Source organism: Nocardia brasiliensis (genome assembly GCF_042691675.1).
Classification (GTDB): Bacteria; Actinomycetota; Actinomycetes; order Mycobacteriales; family Mycobacteriaceae; genus Nocardia; species Nocardia brasiliensis_D.
Genome location: NZ_CP170507.1, coordinates 5991475 through 6009223, shown reverse-complemented (window position 1 = coordinate 6009223; position 17749 = coordinate 5991475). Strand labels below are relative to the sequence as shown.

Here is a 17749-nt window from a genome sequence, read left to right as displayed (position 1 = left end):
CCATGACGCCTTTCCACCTAGGCGAACTCGCCGTCCAGCAGCGCATGGGTCAGGCACAGGTCGCCGACCGGGTCGGCCGGATGATCCGGGCCGACATCCCGGCCGTCGCCGCCGCTTTCCTGGCCGAGCAGCCGATGGTGGTGATCGCCGCGGCCGATGACGCGGGCCGGTTGTGGGCGACCGAACTGGTCGGACCGCCGGGATTCGTGCACGCCATCGACGCGGACACCATCGCCGTCGACGCACAGCCCACCGCGGGGGATCCGTTGCGGGAGGCGCTGACCCGCCCGGCGCGGGTCGGCATGATCGCCCTGCAACCGCAGCGGCGCAGGCGGATGCGCGTCAACGGTGCCGCGACGGCGGTGGCTGGTGGCTTGCTCATCGTCACCGACCAGGTCTATTCCAACTGTCCGAAATACATCACGCGCAGGCAGCTCGAGTCCTATCGGCCCGACGTCGAGCCGCCGCCCGCACAGCACGGCACCGAACTCGACGCGCGTCAGCAGGCGGCGATCGCGGCGGCCGACGCGTTCTTCGTCGCCACCGCCGATACCGAAGGGAATGCCGATGCCTCGCATCGAGGCGGGAATCCCGGCTTCCTCCAGGTGCTTTCGCCGACGCGGTTGCGCTGGCCCGACTATCGAGGCAACTCGATGTTCATGACACTCGGGAATATCGAGGTGAATCCGCGCTGCGGCATCCTCGTCCCGGACTGGGCCACCGGCGGCACCCTCCAACTCACCGGTACCGCCGAATTGAGCTGGGCGCCGGAGACTTTCGCTACCGGTGCGCAGTGCTCGATCGACTTCACCATCACCGAGGTCGTCGAGCGCCCCGGCGCGGGCCCCCTGCGCTGGGGTCCGCCCGAACTATCCCCCGTCAATCCCTGAGAGAGGAGTCGTTCGTGCGACCTCCCGTGCCACCGTTCGATCTCGAAACCGCCAAGGCGAAGGTGCTCGCCGCTGAGAATGCGTGGAATACCCGCGATCCCGAGCGGGTAGCCGCGGCCTACACCGAGGACTCGGTGTGGCGTAACCGGGACGAGTTCTTCACCGGTCGCGCCGCGATCGTCGAATTCCTCACCCGCAAATGGGCTTCGGAAAACGGCTACGCGCTCCGCAAGGACCTCTGGGCCTTCGAAGACAACCGGATCGCGGTGCGCTTCCAGTACGAGTGGCACGACGAGTCGGGTCAGTGGTGGCGCAGCTACGGCAACGAACAGTGGGAGTTCGCTGCCGACGGTCTGATGGCCCGCCGCGAGGCGAGTATCAACGACGTCCGCATCCCCGAATCCGCCCGCCGTATCTTCGGTTCGCGAGCCGGGGGACGACTCGATCCTGCCGCAGCAGTAATACGCGGGCACCGCTTCCCGGCCGACGAGGAATGGCCGCGCCCCCGCCACCTCTTCACCGAAGAGCAGCTGCGCGCGTCGGGTGCACTCGGCCTGGCGTAAATGCGCGGAGAGCGGACCGGCCCGGCGCGTCGCTTGACTCGAACATCTGTTCGTCTAGTCTTGGCGCCAGAACTTGTCGGTGCCGCCCTCTAATGTTGGCGCCAACCACAGCAGAGACTTACCCGTCGAAAAGGGGATCAGGACATGGCACCACAGGCGTACGACCGCGACAAGGCTCTCGAACTCGCGCTGGCCCAGGTCGAGAAGAGCTTCGGCAAGGGCGCGGTCATGCGCCTCGGTGAAGAGGTACGTCAGCCGCTCGCGGTGATCCCCACCGGCTCCATCGCGCTGGATGTCGCGCTCGGCATCGGCGGTCTGCCGCGCGGCCGCATCGTCGAGGTCTACGGCCCGGAATCCTCGGGTAAGACCACCGTCGCGCTGCACGCGGTGGCCAATGCGCAGGCCGCGGGCGGTGTCGCCGCGTTCATCGACGCCGAGCACGCCCTCGACCCGGAATACGCCAAGAAGCTGGGAGTCGATACCGACGCCCTGCTCGTCTCGCAGCCGGACACCGGTGAGCAGGCGCTGGAAATCGCGGACATGCTGGTCCGCTCCGGTGCCATCGATATCATCGTCATCGACTCGGTGGCCGCCCTGGTGCCGCGCGCCGAGATCGAGGGCGAGATGGGTGACAGCCACGTCGGTCTGCAGGCCCGCCTGATGAGCCAGGCACTGCGCAAGATGACCGGCGCGCTCAGCAACTCCAACACCACCGCCATCTTCATCAACCAGCTGCGCGAGAAGATCGGCGTGATGTTCGGTTCTCCCGAAACCACCACCGGTGGTAAGGCGTTGAAGTTCTACGCCTCGGTCCGCCTCGACGTGCGCCGCATCGAGACTCTCAAGGACGGCACCGACGCGGTCGGTAACCGCACCCGGGTGAAGGTCGTGAAGAACAAGGTCAGCCCGCCGTTCAAGCAGGCCGAGTTCGACATCCTCTACGGCCACGGCATCTCCAAGGAGGGCTCGCTCATCGACATGGGTGTCGAGCACGGCTTCGTTCGCAAGTCCGGCTCCTGGTACACCTACGAGGGTGACCAGCTCGGCCAGGGCAAGGAGAACGCTCGTAAGTTCTTGCTGGACAACGTCGACATCTGCAACGAGATCGAGAAGAAGATCAAGGAGAAGCTCGGCATCGGCGCCGACGTGACCGCGGATGCGGCCGCCGCCGAGGTCCCCGCCGATTTCTGATCCGATGAACGGTCGACGCTCGCCCCAGCCGCGCCGGACCGCGCCCGAAGAGTCGCGGTCCGAACCGGTGCAGGAGATGCGACGCCGACTCCAAGAACTCCTGTCCGCCTCTGGTGCCTCCACCGGTCCCACGGGATCACGGCCCGGCGAACAGGACCCCGGACGAGTCCGGACGGCCGAAGGTGGTTCGGCCGAATCGGACACCATGGGAACTCGGTCGAGCGCGTCCGATCCGCAGCGGGCGCGTTCGACTGGGTCCTTCTCCGCGGCTGCGTCCTTCGCAACGGCACAGTCCCGCCGTGGGCGGCGAAAGTCGTCCCGGCGCAACGACTCCCAGTCGGCTGATTCCGCACCTTCCGACGGCCGATGGGCGGATCCGGTGGCGGCCGGATCCGAGCGGGGTGCGCGCTCCACGGAGCCCACACCGCCAGGCGGGACGGTCGAGCAGGCGAAAGAGGCGTGTCTTCGCCTGCTCGCCGTCCGCGCCCGCAGCCGCGCGGAACTCGCCCAACGCCTAGCGGCCAAGGGGTTCACCCCCGACATCACCGACCGCGCCCTGGACCGCCTCACCGAGGTCGGCCTCATCGACGACGCGGCCTTCGCCGAACAATGGGTGCACTCCCGGCACACCTTCTCCGGCAAAGGCAAACAAGCGCTGGCCCAAGAACTCCGGCGCAAAGGCGTAGCCCAATCCGACGCCGCCCCCGCCCTGGACGCCATCACCGCCGACGACGAAGAATCCCGCGCCCGCGACCTGGTCCGCCGCAAACTCCGCAGCCTCCCCACCAACCTCGACCGCGACAAAACCATCCGCCGCCTGGTAGGCATGCTCGCCCGCCGAGGCTACAACCAGTCCGTCGCATACACGGTGGTGAAAACCGAACTGGCCCAAGCCGAAATCGACACCTCAGACCTCGACGCCGATCCGAGTTAGCCGACGTTCCGGCCGTGGCTGGTTCGGTTTCGATGGAGCGGGCGCCACCAGGCGTTGAACACGGCGGGTCGTCGAAACTGACGTCTACAGTCCTGGGATGGTGGTGAAGACGGCTCCGGTGCTGTCCTGGCGGAAGTAGATGTCGTCCGGGGGGTTTCGGTAGGACTGGATTTTGGAGTCGGGGAGCCAGGTGTAGTCGACCAGGGTCAGTGACAACGGTCCCGCGGGGGCGACGAGTTGTACGTCGACGCCTTCGGGCGGGGGTGCGTAGAACTGGAAGCCGGTTTTCGGCAGCGGGTTCATGTCGCGGCCCGCGACCCGCAAGGACTGGAAGGGTGTTTCGTAGCGCAGGGCGATGCTCGTGGCGCCGCGGGGTGACCGTATTCGCAGGTGTACGGTGCGTTGCCCCGATTCGGTGGTATCGGAGAGGATTTCGGCGGTCGGCGGGGCCAGCGCTTCGGCCGGGGCCGGGCCGCTGGCGACGACGGTGGGCCACAGTTGGGCGAACCGCTGGTCTGGCGCGGTGTCGCCGACGAAGTGCCGGGTCCAGCGGTCGGGGACTTCCCGGGAGAGCCAGCGGGCCTCGTTCCGGTCGGCGTCGAGTGCGTAGACGAGTTGGGAGGTCAGGGGATGGCGATCGTCGAAACGGTCCACGGCCAGACCGACGGCCGCGAGGACGACGGCAAGGGCGAAGGCGACCGACGGAATCGCCCATCCGTGCCGGTTCGGCCACGAGTGGGGGAGGGTCAGCATGAGCAGACCGCCGAGCAGCACCACCGCGGGAGCGACCAGGAACGGGGCAGTGGTGATACCGGTCTGCAGCACGGGCCAGGTTGCGCCGCCGAGGAATACCGCCGCCGGTACGAGAAAGACGGTGAGCACCGGTAGCCGCCAGCGATCGGGCACCGCGAACGTGGCCGCCACACCTACCGCCGCCGCAAAGGTGGGGACAACCAGCACGTGGGCGGCCGCTGGCGCGATGCCCGCGAGCACCGCGCCGAGCACCGCCATGCCGCACAGCAGCCCGGCCGCCGTGGCAGGCGTGCCGAACAACCTCCGCGCGATCGCATACCAGGTGGCGAGCACGGCGACGGACACCACGAGGATCGCGACGTAATAGAACTCGGGTCGGTAAGGGTCGACGAAGAGGGGACGATACTCGGGCCGGATGGCCTTCACCGCCTCCCACAATCCGTACACCGCACCGGTCGCGATCGGCGCCGCGACGACAGCCGTTGCGGCCGCACCGAGTACGCGCCGCAGACTGGTCTCACCGGCGCGCCGGAGTTGCCCGACGATCAAGGCCACGGCAACGACTGTGGCGACGGCGAGCGCGATGATCACCCAGAGCGGCAGCACCACCAGAACGCCGAAAGGCAACTGGAAATACGCCCGATCGGCATCCTCGGACACCGTGAGGTCGGTGTCGCCGAGTTCTCGAACCATGGCGAGACTGTTGTCGCCCATCTGCTGCACGGTCGCCAAGTCCACGTGCGCGGGGTCGTCCAGCCGGTTGTGGTAGTACGCACTTCGACCGGCATAGGCCCAGTCCAGCACCCGCAGCCCGCCCGGCTCGAACGAGGCGAAGTCGGTATTGCTCGACGTCTGCGCGCCGGCCAACGTGGTGGACAACGAGTCGGTGTTCGGATGCGGTGCGGCGTTCGCGACCGCACGGATCAGCGCGCCGTCGGGCCGAGTGGTCCGCCACAGCAACGGTGGACCGCCCGCACCGCGCGCCTCGTGGTTGATGACCACGCCGGTGTCTCTGCCGTCCTTGCCCGCGGCGACAAAGGCTTCCGCACCGAGCAGCCCGGTCTCCTCGGCGTCGGTCAGCAGGACGACCACGTCATTGCGCAACGTGGTGCCGCCGGCCCGTAGCGCGCGGACGTCCTCCAGCACCGCCGCGACCCCGACCCCGTCGTCGTTCGCACCGGGCCCGGAAGCGACGGAATCGTAGTGTGCCGTAAGGAAAACTGTTCCGGTCGAATTCGTCCCCGGCAGCCGGGCAATGATGTTGGCGACCCGTCCGATCCCGAGCACGTCGCGCTGCAAGGCCGCCGGGTACCGGCCGATGCTCTCTTGAATCTCGGTCTGCAAGCCGAGTTCTCGCAATTCCGCGACGAGATGGTCCCGCACGCGGTCGTGTTCGGCGGTGCCGACCGGATGCGGCCGCTGCGCGATCTCCTCGACCACCCGGAACGCGCGTTCGGCACTGAAAACGTCGACAGGCGCGGACTCCGACCGATGACCCCGTGGTTGCTGATCCCACGCGGCCAGGAAAGCCACGGCCAGCAAGACAGCAAACGCCAGCAAACCAGAAACTCGTCGCCCTACCCGCACGGACGCGATCGTAGTCGGCCGATCCGACTGACCGGTCGCGATCGAGGTCAGCGCCCGTTGGCGCGCACGGTTTCTCGACCCGCGCACGAATTGCGGGCGGTTTCGTGCGCGCCGTCACAAATGATGCGCGCGACAGGGAAAGAAAAGACGCTGCGCTGGAACGGTATCCAGCGCAGCGTCGATTCGAACGGTTACTTCTTGCCGGTGATGTCCATTCCGGGGGCGGCGTCGGTGAGGATGGAGTCGGCCGCTACTACGGCGCCACCCTTACCCTTCTTGCGGGCGCGCAGTCGTCCCTCCAGCTTGGTCGCCACGAACGTCAGGGCGCTGTTCAACGCGATCATGACCAGTGCGATGACCATCAGAGCGGGAATGGTGTTCTGCTCGGCCGCACCGAGCTGCTGGCCGGAGCGCACGATCTCGGTGTAGGTGATCTGGTAGCCGAGCGCCGAATCCTTCAGCGCGACCACCATTTGCGACACCAGCGCGGGCAGCATGGCGGTGATCGCCTGCGGCAGCAGGATCAGCCGCATCAGCTGGCTTTTCCGCATGCCCAGCGCGACCGCTGCCTCGGTTTGCCCCTTGGGCAGCGACCGGATACCCGCGCGAACGATCTCGGCGATGACCGAACCGTTGTAGACCGTCAGCGCGATCACGACCGCGGCCAACGCCAGGTCCTCGGACTGGAAGACCCGGTTCTTGGAGAACACCGCGAACAGGAAGATCATCAGGATCAGCACCGGAATGGCACGCGCCACCTCGACGACCGCACCCGCGATCCACCGCACCGGGCGATGATCCGACATGCGCAGAATGCCGAAGACCATGCCGATCACGAGCGCGAACACGATCGACAGCAGCGCCGCGACGACGGTGCCCTTCAGACCGGGTAGCAAGTAGGTCTGCCAGACCTCGGCGTCGAGGAACGGCTTCCACTTTTCCGCGGTGAACTGTCCCTTGTCGGCGAAGCCGCTGTACAGCACCCACAGCAGCGCCGCGACGGCGGCGACAACGATGACCGAGTAGAAGTGGTGCCGAAGACGTCCGCGGGGACCGGGCGCGTCGAACAGCACCGAAGGTGCGGCACTCATGACTCCACCTCGCTGACGCTCGGTTCCGTCATGACCGCTGGGGCAGCTGTGTGCATTGTTCGCTCGCTCATCGGGCGACCTCGAATCGCTTGGCGAGCCAGCCGAAGAACAGGCCGGTCGGCAGGGTCAGGACGACGAATCCGAGGGCGAAGATGGCACCGACGGCGACGACGGCTGCCTCGTTCTCGTTGATGTTCGCCATCAGGAACGCCGCTTCGACCACGCCGATGGCGGAGGCGATCGTGGTGTTCTTGGTCAGCGCGATCAGCACGCTGCCCAGCGGAGCGATGACGGAACGGAAGGCCTGCGGCAGCACGATGAGCCGCAGATTCTGGGCGAAGGTCAAACCGAGCGACCGGCCCGCCTCCGACTGGCCCATGGCCACGGTGTTGATACCGGATCGCAGCGATTCACAGACGAACGCCGCGGTGTAGATGCTGAGGCCGACGATGGCGTAGCGGAAGTTGTTCTCCGCGACCGAGTTCGGTCCCTCACCGGCCAGTCGCCAGCCCATGGTGGTGTAGAGGCCGAGCGACATGAACACGATGATCAGCGTGAGCGGGGTATTGCGGAAGATGGTGACGTAGGCGGTGCCGACCGCACGGGCGATCGGAACCGGGGACACGCGCAACGCGGCGACGAAAGTGCCCAGGATCAGCGCCCCGACCGCCGACAAGACGGTCAGTTTGATGGTCACCCAGAAGGCGTCGAGGATTTGGTCGTCATACCTCGAGATCAGGTCGAACACGGCGTACGCGTCCCTCCCATCGGGTCTCGATTCTCAGGGGAAAAATGTGGAGGTGGTCCGGCCCTGTGGGGCCGGACCACCGTGCGAGGCGGAAGCTCAGTACCGATTGACCTTCGGCGGCTCCGGCGCCTGGTAGCCGGACACACCGACGGTCGAGTCGAACGCCTTCTTCCAGGACTGGTCGGCGATCATCGCCTCGATCGCGTCGTTGACCTTGTCGCGGAGTTCCTTGTCGCCCTTCTTCAGGCCGATGCCGTAGTTCTCCGTGGTGAACGGCTTGCCGACGACCTTGAACGCGCCGGTGCTCTGCGCGGCGTAACCGGCGAGGATGATGTCGTCGGTGGTCACCGCGTCCCACGAACCCGCGCGCAGGCCCTCGAGGCACAGCGAGTAGGTGTCGTTGGCCTGCAGCTGGGTGTCCTTGAAGTTCTTTTCGATGTTCTGGGCGGGGGTGGAGCCCTTCACCGAGCAGACCTTCTTGCCCTTGAGGCTGTCCGGGCCGGTGATGTCGGTGTTGTCGGCGCGGACCAGCAGCGACTGGCCTGCGATGTAGTACGGCCCCGCGAAGTCGACCTTCTGCTTGCGCGCGTCGTTGATCGAGTAGGTGGCCACGATGTAGTCCACCTGACCGTTCTCGATCAGCGTCTCGCGTTGGCCGGACGGGGACTCCTTCCAGGTGATGCCCTCCGGCTTCACCCCGAGCTTTTCCGCGACATACTTGGCGACCTCGACGTCGAAGCCGCTGTAGGAGCCGTCCTTGTTGCGCAGACCGAGGCCCGGCTGGTCGAACTTGATGCCGATGGTGAGCTTGCCGTCCTTGGCGTTGTCCAAGGCGGACTTGCTGTCACCGCCGCCACACGCGGTGGCGGTTGCGGCGGCGAGTGTCAGAGCGATCGCTCCGACACCGAGTCGCAGGGCACGGTTGATCCTCATCGAGTTTCCTTCTCCCTCTCGTGGGTTTGCTGGCCGTGGTCTTCACACAGCGGGTCGATCTGGCGTTTCAGTGGCTCAATATCTTGCCGAGGAAGTCCTTCGCACGGTCGGACTTCGGCGCGGTGAAGAACACCTCCGGTTCCGCGTCTTCGACGATCTGCCCGTCGGCCATGAACAGGACCCGGTTGGCCGCGCGGCGGGCGAAACCCATTTCGTGGGTGACGACCAGCATGGTCATCCCGTCCTTGGCCAGCGAGACCATCACGTCGAGCACCTCCTGGACCATCTCCGGGTCCAGCGCCGAGGTCGGCTCGTCGAACAGCATCACCTTGGGGTTCATCGCGAGCGCGCGGGCGATGGCGACGCGCTGCTGCTGGCCACCGGACAGCTGGGCCGGGTACTTGTCGGCCTGGTCGGCGATGCCGACCCGGTCGAGCAGTTCCATCGCGTGCTTGTGCGCCGCGTCTTTCTTGATCTTGCGCACCTTGATCGGCGCGAGCATGACGTTCTCGACGATCGTCTTGTGCGCGAACAGGTTGAACGACTGGAACACCATGCCGACATCGGCGCGCAGCGCGGCCAGGCCGCGGCCCTCGGCGGGTAGCGGGACACCATCGATGGCGATGTCACCGGAGTCGATGGGTTCCAGGCGGTTGATGGTGCGGCACAGCGTCGACTTCCCGGAACCCGAGGGTCCGAGAACAATGACTACCTGTCCTTTGGGAACTTCGAGGTCGATATCGCGCAGTACGTGCAGTTCACCGAAGTGCTTTTGCACATTGCGCATCGAGATCATCGGCGCGCTGGTGGCGGCGCTGGCGTCCCCGGTTGAAGCGTCCCCCGTTGTATCGGGCGCGGCGGCGTCGTCGGTCATGGTCAAAGACCTTAAGGGGAAAACACGGATTTGCCCGAGTTTCCGCGACACACCGTCACGCCGCGCCGAAAAGACACGTCTCGGTAATACGTCCGATGAATGCCTCCGGTGCGGGTCCCAGGGTGGCCCGGGGATAGGTGGAACGGTGTCACGTGACCAGCCGGTGCGGCGTCCGTTGCCTGCGCCGATGCCCCCGAAACCCGCTTTGCGCGTCCCCGTACCCTGGACGCGTGGATTCGATCGGAGACGCAGCGTCGCGAAGCGACTCGATGAGGGGCGGTGGTCGGGCGACGGGCGGGCCAGTGTTGACTCCCACCCAACTTCCCGCTGAAGGCACGCGCAGCTACGAGGTCCGCACCTTCGGCTGCCAGATGAACGTGCACGATTCCGAACGCTTGTCCGGACTGCTGGAGGACGCGGGTTACGTGAAGGCCGCGCCGGGGGCGACGGCCGACCTGGTCGTCCTCAATACCTGCGCGGTGCGCGAGAACGCCGACAACAAGCTCTACGGCACCCTCGGCCATCTGGCGTCGATCAAGGCCGACCAGCCCGGCATGCAGATCGCCGTCGGCGGCTGCCTGGCGCAGAAGGACCGCGGCGTGGTGGTGCGCAAGGCGCCGTGGGTGGACGTGGTGTTCGGCACGCACAACATCGGCTCGCTGCCGGTGCTGCTGGAACGGGCGCGGCACAATGCCGAGGCGCAGGTGGAGATCCTGGAATCGCTGGAGGCGTTCCCGTCGAGCCTGCCCGCCAAGCGCGAGTCCGCGTACTCGGGCTGGGTGTCGATCTCGGTGGGCTGCAACAACACCTGCACCTTCTGCATCGTGCCCTCGCTGCGCGGCAAGGAGGTCGACCGCCGCCCCGGTGACGTGCTCGCCGAGGTGCAGGCGCTGGTCGACCAGGGCGTACTGGAGGTAACGCTGCTCGGCCAGAACGTGAACGCCTACGGCGCCTCGTTCGCCGATCCGGACGAAGCGCGCGACCGCGGTGCGTTCGCCAAGCTGCTGCGCGCGTGCGGCGGCATCGACGGACTGGAGCGCGTGCGCTTCACCTCCCCGCACCCGGCCGAGTTCACCGACGACGTGATCGAGGCGATGGCCGAGACCCCCAACATCTGCCCGCAGCTGCACATGCCGCTGCAGTCCGGCTCGGACAAGGTGCTCAAAGCCATGCGCCGGTCCTACCGCAAGGCGCGCTACCTGGGCATCATCGAGAAGGTGCGGGCCGCCATGCCGCACGCGGCGATCACCACCGACATCATTGTCGGGTTCCCCGGGGAAACCGAGGAGGACTTCCAGGAGACCCTGGACGTGGTCCGCCGGGCGCGGTTCACCAGCGCCTACACCTTCCAGTACTCCAAGCGGCCCGGCACGCCCGCCGCGGAGATGCCCGATCAGCTGCCGAAAGCCGTTGTGCAGGAACGTTATGAGCGGCTCATCGCGTTGCAGGAGGAAGTCTCGCTCGACGCGAACCGGGCGCTCCTCGGCACCGAGGTCGAACTGCTGGTCGCCGACGGTGCGGGCAAGAAGAACGCCGCCACCGCGCGCATGAGCGGCCGCGCCCGCGACGGCAGGCTGGTGCACTTCCGACCGGGCGGCACCGCCGAGTCGATCCGCCCCGGCGACATCATCACCGTCGATATCACCGAGGCGGCACCGCATCATTTGATCGCCGACGCCCCGATCAAGTCGCACCGCCGCACCGCCGCCGGTGACGCGCACGAACGCGGCATCACGCCGAAGACCGAACCCATCGGCGTCGGGCTCGGGCTGCCCCGAATCGGCGCTCCCGCACCGGAACCGGTCGCGGCCGCCGGCTGCTCGACCGGATGCGGCGCGTGAGGGAGCGCGGCGAACGGATCGGGTGGCGGCGAAGGTCAGCGATGGGCGGGCCGATCGCCGGTACCGTTGTCCTGTCGAGCGCGAGCGGCGAGGCCGGGTCATGAGTGAGCACATTGCGATGGCCACATCCAGCTGTGTCGTGCCGGAACCCAGTGGCAGCGAGGTGGAGTCGTGAGCGAGCGTCAGCGAGTGAACCGAGGATGCAGCGCGCCACTGCGCACGACGGAGCCGAGCGCTAGCGAGGTGGAGTCGTGAGCAGCGGACCGGGCGAAGAACGTGACGGGGTGCGGGGCGCCGGGGGAGCGGACGCCACGCCTGATGGGGCCGGGCAACCGATAGACCCCAAACCTACTACCGGCGGTAGTGGGTCGACTGATCCGACCGAATCCGGTGATGGCACAGTGGACGCGGGCAGTGCAGCGAACCACGAACGAGCCGAAGGAAACGAGGGTTCAGTGAACTCGGTCGAGACCAACAATTTCGAACAGTTCCGCGACGACCTGGACGCGGTGGAACGTCGCATCGCCGGGGAGATCGACCCCGGGGTGCGCGCCATGGTGGTCGCGGGCGCGGTGTTCGTCCTGTTGCTCTCGCTGGTGCTGCCGCACGCCGGGGGCGCGCGCGGCTTCGACGTACTGCTCAGCACCGAGGCCGCCCGGTTGGAGCACATCGGCCTGCCGTCGCGGATCTTCGTCTGGTTCCTCGTCGTCTTCGGCATCGGCTTCTCCACGCTGGCCCTGATGACCCGCCGCTGGTTCCTCGCCTGGATCGCCGTCGCGGGCACCGCCATCACCAGCGTGTTCGGCGTCTTCTCCATCTGGCACCGGCAGACGCCCGGCATCGGCAACTACCAGGGCGCGGGCCCGGCAATCGGGCTCATCCTCGGCACCATCGCCGCGATCGTGCTGACCTTCCACTGGATCCGCGTCGTCTGGAGCCGCACCGCCCTGCAACTGGCCGCCGAAGAACAACGCCGCACCGCGTCGGCCGCCGCCGAGGAACGCGACCGCCGCCGCCTCACCGGCGAAAACTGACCTCGCACAACGACAAAGGCGGGCTTCCAGCGCATTGCTGGAAGCCCGCCTTGATCGTTCGGTGCGTCAGCGGTTGGTGACTGCCCCCTCGGCGGCTTCGGCCCATTCGCGCCACTGCTTGGCCTGCTCGAGGGCCTTCTCGGCATCGCGAGCCTTGCCCGCGGCTTGCGCCTTGGCGGCCTGCTCCTCGAATTGCGCCACCCGCTCCCGGAATTGGGCCGCGCGGGCCATTGCCTCCGGGTCGGTGCGGCGCCACTGCGCGTCGACCGCGTCGCGGACCCGCTTCTCGATGGCGCGCAGCTTGCCTTCCAGTTCCTGCATGCGTTCGCGCGGCACCTTGCCGATGGCGTCCCACTTGTCCTGCAGCTCACGCAGGGCGGCGCGGGCCGCTTCCAAACCGTTGGCCGGATCGATGTGCTCGTAGGCCTTCAGCAGTTCTTCCTTGGCGGCCGCGTTCTGGTCGAACTCGGCGTCGCGTTCGGTGACGGCGGCATTGCGGGCGGCGAAGAACACGTCCTGAGCGCTCTTGAAGCGCCGCCACAGCGCCTCGTCGGCCTCGCGCGGTGCCCGACCCGCGGCCTTCCACTCGGCGAGCAGGTCACGGAAGATGCCCGCGGTGCCGACCCAATCGGTCGAACCGGACAGTTCCTCGGCGCGCACGCACAGCTCTTCCTTGCGGGTCTTCGCGGCGGCGCGTTCCCGGTCGAGCTCGGCGAAGTGCGCGCCGCGCCTGCGGTTGAACGCCTCACGGGCCTTGGAGTACCGCTTCCACAGCGCGTCGTCGACCTTGCGGTCCACGCCACGGATCGACTTCCACTCGTCGAGGATTTCGCGCAGCCGGTCGCCCGCCGCCTTCCACTGGGTGGATTCGGCGGCGATCTTCTCGGCCTCGGCACACAGCGCTTCCTTGCGTTCGGTGTGCTCGTGTCTGGCCCGGTCCTTCTCCTCCTTGGCGTGCGCGGCAGCCTCTTCGGAGTGTTCGGCGATCGCGGCCAGGCGCTTCGCGAGCCCTTCGATATCCCCGATGACGGCGGCGGTGGGCAGCGATTCGGCGAGGGCGACGGCGGCGGCCTTGGTCTTGCGGGCGTCCGCGCCCGCGGCGAGGCGGGCCTCGAGCAGTGCGACCTCGGTGGCCAGATCATCGAATCGGCGACCGAAGTGGGCGAGACCCTCGGCGGCGTCGCCCGCTTGCCACGAGCCGACCTGGCGTTCGCCGTCGGCGGTCTTCACCCAGGCGGTGCCGTCCTCGTCGACCCGGCCCCAGGCGCTGGGGTCGGTAACCGAGGGCACGACGACGGGATGCGGGTGCTGAGCCTGGCCCGGGGTCGCGTGCGGCTTGGGCGGTTGGATCGAGCCACCGGGTTTCGGGGCACCGGAAGAGCGCGGCATTGCGCCGGGGCTGGCTTTCGCGGTTCCGTTGCTGTCGGTCATTGCTCCTCGTCCCTGCCGCGCGTCACGGCTGCCTGGTTACGCCCTAGCTCATCCCATTGAACCCGGTCCGAGCTCTTGTGACCATCGACCCATGCCTTCACTCGGAGGAATCACGGGGATTGCAACCCCTGATGACCTGGGTTGTAGCTCATCGAACAGTATCAATCTCGACCAGCTTTGCGGCAGAGACACTCGAAGCCGGGCGGTACCCGCGGTGCGTATCGGTGCCCTGCGCAACGGTTACGGTTACCACGTGTTCTCGATAGCCGCCCTGGTCCCGTCGCCGCCGATCCTGGTGCCCGAGCTCTGCGGTGCGGCGACCGGCGCGGTTCCCGGTCAGCGCGATGATCCGCGGGCGCGGCTGCGGGCGGCTGTGCTGGCTGCGGCGGAAGCCCTTGCGGCGGTGTCAGACCGGTGGACAATCGTCGGTACCGGTGCCGCCGACCAGGTGTTCGGGCCGGAGACGGTCGGTACGTTTCGTGGGTTCGGTGCCGACGTTCGGGTCGCGCTGTCGGCTGCCGCGGCGGGCGAGCCGGATGCCCAGCTTCCGCTGCCGGTGTTGATCGCCGGATGGTTGCGGGGACAGGTCGCACCGGGCACGAGCGCGGACGCGCGGATCGTCGCCGACGGCACCGCCGCGGATCGCTGTGTCGAGCTCGGCGCGAAACTGCGCGCGGAAACGGATGGCTCCGGCGGGCGGCACGGTGTGCTCGTGGTGGCCGACGGTGCCGCGACCCTGTCGTTGAAGGCTCCGGGCTATCTCGACGAACGCGCCGCCGCTGTCCAGGACGAACTCGATCGCGCGTTGACCGCCGGTGATCGCGCCGGGTTGACGGCGCTGGATCCCGCACTGTGCGGGGAACTCGTCATGTCCGGCCGGGCCGCCTATCAGGTGCTGGCCGGGTTGTTCGACACTGATCCGATGGTCGAGACGCTGTTCCGGGACGCGCCGTTCGGCGTCGGCTATCACGTGAGTCTGTGGCGGCCGTGACCGAATCCGGCATCACCCCGATCGCCGTTGTCGGCCCGACCGCCACCGGCAAGTCCAACCTCGGCCTCGAGCTGGCCGAACAGCTCGGCGGCGAGATCGTCAACATCGACGCGATGCAGCTCTACCGCGGCATGGACCTCGGCACCGCGAAACTCACCGTCGCCGAGCGGCGGGACATCCCGCATCACCAACTCGATGTCCTCGACGTGACCGAAACCGCGACCGTCGCCGCCTACCAAGCCGCGGCGAGCGCGGACGTGGCCGCGATCATGGCGCGCGGGCACGTCCCGGTCATCGTCGGCGGCTCGATGATGTATGTCCAAGCGCTGCTGGACAAGTGGGAGTTCCCGGCCACCGACCCGGCCGTGCGCGCCCGCTGGGAGACGGTGCTCGCCGAGGGCGGTGTCGAAGCCGTGCACGCCGCGTTGCGGCAGGCCGATCCCGCGGCGGCGGCCACCATCCTGCCCACCGACGGACGGCGCATGGTGCGCGCCCTCGAAGTCGTCGAACTCACCGGCAAGCCGTTCGCCGCCTCGGCGCCGGAGATCGGCAGGCCGCGCTGGGGCACGGTGATCATCGGCGTCGACCGCGACACCGCCGAACTGGACGAGCGGATCGAACGTCGCACCGAGCTGATGTTCGCCGCCGGACTCGTCGACGAGGTACGGGCCCTGATCGACCGCGGCCTGCGCGAGGGCGTTACCGCCCGGCGCGCCATCGGCTACGCACAAGTCCTGTCGTACCTCGACAACGAATACGACCTGAAGCACGCACAAGAACGCACCCTGATCGGCACGCGGCGCTACGTCCGACGGCAGCGCTCGTGGTTCCGTCGCGACCCCAGGGTGCGCTGGGTGAACGGCGCCGCCCCCGATCTGGTGGCGAGCACCCTCGCCCTGCTCGACGAGAAAGAACGGACTCCGCAGTGACCCGACGTGTGAGCACCCGCAACGCCTCCGTCCAGGTGTGGCAGGCCTACCTGAACAACCGGACCAAACGCCACCGGGACGGCCGCTTCCTGGTGCAGGGCGTGCGTCCGATCACCCAGGCCGTGGCCAACGACTGGCCGCTGGAGACGCTGCTCTACCGGCTCGGCGCCCCGGAACTGTCGAGCTGGGCCAGGGAATTGCTGGACACCAGCGAGGTCCCGCAGGTCGGCCTGGTCCCGGAGTTGATGGCCGAGCTCGGCGAAAAGGTCGGCGGCATACCGGAACTGGTGGCCGTCGCGGTGTCGCGGCAGCAGGAACTCGACACCTTCGAACCGGGGGAGCCGGGCGAGGACGCACCCGTCGTCGTGGTGTTCGATCGCCCGAACTCGCCGGGCAATCTCGGCACGCTGATCCGATCGGCCGACGCGTTCGGCGCCAGCGGCGTGATCGTCACCGGACACGGCGCCGACCAGTACGATCCGCAGGCCGTCCGCGCCTCGACCGGCTCGCTGTTCGCCATGCCGGTGCTGCGCGCGGCCGGGGCGGCACAGGTCGTCGAATTCCGGGACCGGCAGGTCCGCCGCGGCATCCCCACCCGGATCATCGGCACCGACGAGAACGGCCCCCGCGCCGCCTATGACTACGACTTCACCGAGGCCACCATCCTCGTCATCGGCAACGAGACCAGCGGGATGAGCGCCGCCTGGCAGGCGGCCTGCGACGATATGGTGCACATCCCGATGGGCGGCACCGCGAGCTCGCTCGGCGCACCCTCGGCGGCCGCCGTCGCGCTGTACGAAATTTCGCGGCAGCGTCGGACGTTTGCCAAATGACGACAAGGTAGGGAGAACACGCACGTGTCCGACATCGCGTTCACCAAAGGCCACGGCACCGAGAACGACTTCGTGCTGCTGCCGGACCTCGACGTTCGGCTGGAGCTGACCGCCGAGCGGGTCAGCGCGCTGTGCGACCGGCAGCGCGGACTCGGCGCCGACGGTGTGCTGCGGGTGGCGCGGGCCGGGGCGTTGCGCGACGCGGGCGTGCTCGCCGAGCTGCCCGACGGGGTGCGCGACAGCGACTGGTTCATGGACTACCGCAACGCCGACGGCTCGATCGCCGAGATGTGCGGCAACGGCACTCGCGTATTCGCGCACTACCTGGTGGCTTCCGGCCTGGAGACGAGGCACGAATTCGTCGTCGGCAGCCGCGCGGGCGGTCGTCCGGCCACCGTGCACGCCGCCACCGCGGTCGACGGTGACGTCACCACCGAGATGGGTGTCGTGCGCGAACTGGGCGAATCCACCGCGACCGTGGCCGGGTGGGGATACTCCGGCCTCGGCATCGATGTCGGCAACCCGCACCTGGCCTGTGTCGATCCCGGTCTGTCCGCGGAAGGGCTGGCCAAGCTCGACCTCACCGTGCCGCCCGGCTATGACCCGGACCTGTTCCCGCACGGCGTCAATGTGGAGATCGTGACCGCGCTCGACGCCGACCGCTCTGTCGACATGCGTGTCTACGAACGCGGCGTCGGCGAAACCCGTTCCTGCGGAACCGGAACCGTCGCGGCGGCCGCGGCGGCACTGGCCCGCGAGGGTTTCCGGATCGCCACCGACAGCGGGGAGGTGCGCGTGCGGATCCCGGGCGGCGAGGTCACCGTCCGGCTCGCCAATGGCACCGCCTGGCTGCGCGGCCCCTCGGTGCTGGTCGCCTCGGGCACCCTCGCCGAGAGCTGGTGGCAGAGCCGCTGAAACCACCGTTCCGCGACACACCGGCGGACGGCGTGGGCAATATCCCGATGCGCTATGTCGGTACCTCGTGGGACCATGGACCTTGTATGACGAAAAAGACGTATGAATTCACTCCGGCCGACGACTTCACCGAGGCGGCCGATGACGCCATCCAGCTCGACGACACGGCTGCCGACGACGCCGCGACCGGCGATGTGGTTGCCGAGCACGC

The 17749-nt window shown here is 68.0% G+C and carries 16 protein-coding genes; 10 read left to right on the top strand and 6 right to left on the bottom strand.

What is annotated here, in order from left to right; genetic code table 11:
• Positions 1-2: 2 nt before the first annotated feature.
• The 4 genes from ACFK0J_RS27585 (at position 3) to recX (ending at position 3578) form a co-directional block, all read left to right on the top strand.
• The gene (locus ACFK0J_RS27585; RefSeq protein ID WP_378732138.1) at positions 3-890 is read left to right on the top strand and encodes a pyridoxamine 5'-phosphate oxidase family protein; all 888 of its coding nucleotides are present in this window, start codon (positions 3-5) and stop codon (positions 888-890) included.
• Between the two features lie 14 nt (positions 891-904).
• A complete protein-coding gene (locus tag ACFK0J_RS27580) occupies positions 905-1453 on the top strand; it encodes a nuclear transport factor 2 family protein (RefSeq protein ID WP_378732136.1) in 549 nt (182 codons plus the stop codon).
• A gap of 144 nt (positions 1454-1597) precedes the next feature.
• Complete coding sequence (recA, locus tag ACFK0J_RS27575) at positions 1598-2644, top strand: recombinase RecA (protein ID WP_218470399.1); 1047 nt, start codon at positions 1598-1600, stop codon at positions 2642-2644.
• 379 nt (positions 2645-3023) lie between these two features.
• On the top strand, positions 3024-3578 hold the full coding sequence (gene recX, locus ACFK0J_RS27570; protein WP_378732133.1) for a recombination regulator RecX: 555 nt from the start codon (positions 3024-3026) through the stop codon (positions 3576-3578).
• A gap of 84 nt (positions 3579-3662) precedes the next feature.
• Here the strand turns inward: recX and ACFK0J_RS27565 are convergent, their stop codons facing one another.
• The 5 genes from ACFK0J_RS27565 to gluA all read right to left on the bottom strand — a co-directional run bounded on the left by ACFK0J_RS27565 (position 3663) and on the right by gluA (position 9486).
• The gene (locus ACFK0J_RS27565; RefSeq protein WP_378732131.1) at positions 3663-5891 is read right to left on the bottom strand and encodes a M20/M25/M40 family metallo-hydrolase; all 2229 of its coding nucleotides are present in this window, start codon (positions 5889-5891) and stop codon (positions 3663-3665) included.
• Positions 5892-6109: 218 nt separating this feature from the next.
• Positions 6110-7009 carry an amino acid ABC transporter permease gene (locus ACFK0J_RS27560; RefSeq protein WP_378732129.1) on the bottom strand — a complete coding sequence of 300 codons (900 nt, stop codon included), beginning with the start codon at positions 7007-7009 and terminating at the stop codon, positions 6110-6112.
• A 67-nt stretch (positions 7010-7076) separates the two neighbouring features.
• Positions 7077-7757 carry an amino acid ABC transporter permease gene (locus tag ACFK0J_RS27555; protein ID WP_218470395.1) on the bottom strand — a complete coding sequence of 227 codons (681 nt, stop codon included), beginning with the start codon at positions 7755-7757 and terminating at the stop codon, positions 7077-7079.
• Positions 7758-7853: 96 nt separating this feature from the next.
• Positions 7854-8690: a glutamate ABC transporter substrate-binding protein gene (locus ACFK0J_RS27550; RefSeq protein WP_378732126.1), complete on the bottom strand. Its 837-nt coding sequence runs from the start codon at positions 8688-8690 to the stop codon at positions 7854-7856.
• A gap of 67 nt (positions 8691-8757) precedes the next feature.
• Positions 8758-9486, bottom strand: coding sequence for a glutamate ABC transporter ATP-binding protein GluA (gene gluA, locus ACFK0J_RS27545; protein ID WP_378743062.1), 729 nt, complete (start codon positions 9484-9486; stop codon positions 8758-8760).
• A 347-nt stretch (positions 9487-9833) separates the two neighbouring features.
• On the opposite strand from gluA, the gene miaB reads away from it, so the two are divergent.
• Positions 9834-11405 carry a tRNA (N6-isopentenyl adenosine(37)-C2)-methylthiotransferase MiaB gene (gene miaB, locus ACFK0J_RS27540; protein ID WP_378743061.1) on the top strand — a complete coding sequence of 524 codons (1572 nt, stop codon included), beginning with the start codon at positions 9834-9836 and terminating at the stop codon, positions 11403-11405.
• 455 nt (positions 11406-11860) lie between these two features.
• Positions 11861-12439: a hypothetical protein gene (locus ACFK0J_RS27535; RefSeq protein WP_378732124.1), complete on the top strand. Its 579-nt coding sequence runs from the start codon at positions 11861-11863 to the stop codon at positions 12437-12439.
• Between the two features lie 66 nt (positions 12440-12505).
• On the opposite strand, the gene ACFK0J_RS27530 is transcribed toward ACFK0J_RS27535, so the two are convergent.
• Positions 12506-13870 carry a DUF349 domain-containing protein gene (locus ACFK0J_RS27530; RefSeq protein WP_378732122.1) on the bottom strand — a complete coding sequence of 455 codons (1365 nt, stop codon included), beginning with the start codon at positions 13868-13870 and terminating at the stop codon, positions 12506-12508.
• A 253-nt stretch (positions 13871-14123) separates the two neighbouring features.
• Between ACFK0J_RS27530 and ACFK0J_RS27525 the strand changes: the two genes are divergently transcribed.
• Genes ACFK0J_RS27525 through dapF form a run of 4 tightly spaced genes read left to right on the top strand, consistent with a single transcriptional unit; the run spans position 14124 to position 17538 of the window.
• Positions 14124-14861, top strand: coding sequence for a hypothetical protein (locus tag ACFK0J_RS27525; protein WP_378743059.1), 738 nt, complete (start codon positions 14124-14126; stop codon positions 14859-14861).
• Positions 14858-15790, top strand: a complete 933-nt coding sequence (miaA, locus tag ACFK0J_RS27520; RefSeq protein WP_378743058.1) for a tRNA (adenosine(37)-N6)-dimethylallyltransferase MiaA — start codon at positions 14858-14860, stop codon at positions 15788-15790. Before ACFK0J_RS27525 ends, miaA begins: the two co-directional genes overlap by 4 nt.
• Positions 15787-16623, top strand: coding sequence for an RNA methyltransferase (locus tag ACFK0J_RS27515; RefSeq protein WP_218470390.1), 837 nt, complete (start codon positions 15787-15789; stop codon positions 16621-16623). Before miaA ends, ACFK0J_RS27515 begins: the two co-directional genes overlap by 4 nt.
• A 33-nt stretch (positions 16624-16656) precedes the next feature.
• Entirely contained in the window at positions 16657-17538 is an 882-nt protein-coding gene (gene dapF / locus ACFK0J_RS27510) for a diaminopimelate epimerase (RefSeq protein WP_378743056.1), read from the top strand.
• The last annotated feature ends 211 nt before the right edge of the window (positions 17539-17749 follow it).

Coding starts and splice junctions, on each gene's coding strand:
- ACFK0J_RS27550 (WP_378732126.1), bottom strand. CDS start 8,690: ATGAGGATCAACCGTGCCCTGCGACTCGGTGTCGGAGCGATCGCTCTG.
- gluA (WP_378743062.1), bottom strand. CDS start 9,486: ATGATCTCGATGCGCAATGTGCAAAAGCACTTCGGTGAACTGCACGTA.
- ACFK0J_RS27585 (WP_378732138.1), top strand. CDS start 3: ATGACGCCTTTCCACCTAGGCGAACTCGCCGTCCAGCAGCGCATGGGT.
- miaB (WP_378743061.1), top strand. CDS start 9,834: ATGAGGGGCGGTGGTCGGGCGACGGGCGGGCCAGTGTTGACTCCCACC.
- recA (WP_218470399.1), top strand. CDS start 1,598: ATGGCACCACAGGCGTACGACCGCGACAAGGCTCTCGAACTCGCGCTG.
- ACFK0J_RS27560 (WP_378732129.1), bottom strand. CDS start 7,009: ATGAGTGCCGCACCTTCGGTGCTGTTCGACGCGCCCGGTCCCCGCGGA.
- ACFK0J_RS27530 (WP_378732122.1), bottom strand. CDS start 13,870: ATGACCGACAGCAACGGAACCGCGAAAGCCAGCCCCGGCGCAATGCCG.